The sequence below is a fragment of the Azospirillum sp. B506 genome (genome assembly GCF_000333595.1).
In the GTDB taxonomy this organism is placed as follows: domain Bacteria; phylum Pseudomonadota; class Alphaproteobacteria; order Azospirillales; family Azospirillaceae; genus Azospirillum.
Map to the genome: position 1 here is coordinate 1 of NZ_BADK01000004.1, position 984 is coordinate 984.

1 protein-coding gene is annotated in these 984 nt (G+C 60.4%); it reads left to right on the forward strand.

The genetic code is table 11. From position 1 onward, the window contains the following. Positions 1-216 precede the first annotated feature (216 nt). Entirely contained in the window at positions 217-768 is a 552-nt protein-coding gene (locus I71_RS00130; protein ID WP_042688567.1) for a SiaB family protein kinase, read from the forward strand. The last annotated feature ends 216 nt before the right edge of the window (positions 769-984 follow it).

Genomic DNA, 984 nt, shown 5'->3' on the forward strand with positions numbered 1-984 from the left:
ACAGGCATCGGACTCCACACCGTCCAGCAGATTCTCCTCTCCATGGGGGCGCGGTGGCAGTCGACAGCATCCTGGGGGCGGGGATCGACTTTCCGGGTCGTCCTGCCGGTCTGAAGCGGCCTGATGTCATACATCTCCGAAAGACTATAGCCCTTTGTCATAGGAGATGACATAGTTGGCGGGATCAGGGGACTGGTGGAATGTCAGGCTGCAACCATGCTTGCCCAGCAATATGCATCGATAAAACGTGATCTCGACGAGAAGGGGATCCTGTTCTCTTTCTGTGGATACTTGTCGGAAGGGATACTTTATTCTCTGGGGGAGGCGCTGCGCGAAAAGATGGTTCTGGAGGCGGCGGACGGACCCACCATCCGCCGGGTCTTTTCGGTGTTTGTCGAGCAGATGCAGAATATTATCCGCTATTCGGCGGAAAAGATGTCCGGCAATGCGGGCCGCGCGGTTGAACTCAGCGCTGGCATGGTCACCATCGGCATGGAGCAGGGCAAGGTCTTCATCGTCTGCGGCAACACCGTTCGCAACAGTGAAGTCCCCCGTCTGAAAGAACGGCTGGAGCATCTGAAGGGACTGGATCGCGCCGGCATAAAAACCTATTACCGCGAGCAGCTGCGCGAGGAGCCGGACGATGCCAGCCGTGGTGCAACCCTGGGGCTGATCGAGATCGCCCGGCGGGCAAGCGATCCCATAGACTACGATTTCAATGCGATGGACGCGGACCGCAGCTTCTTCTGCCTCAAGGTCCGCGTATGAGCGGCCGAAGCGAGCGACACGTCATGGACTGCCTGATCATGAGAATTCCAACACCGGCTTCAACCTGACCTTCACCGCGCGGGCGACGGAAGGCTCCAACGGCTCCGTCGCGGACGCGGCGCCGGTGACCGTGCATGTCGAGGTGCAGGGCGTGGCCGACGTGGTGACGCCCAGCGGTGCGTTGAGCGCCCGCGGCGACGAGGATACCGCGATCAT

What these genes read in the sequence shown, in the direction of transcription:
- I71_RS00130 (WP_042688567.1), top strand. Translation starts at nt 217, where the DNA reads ATGCTTGCCCAGCAATATGCATCGATAAAACGTGATCTCGACGAGAAG.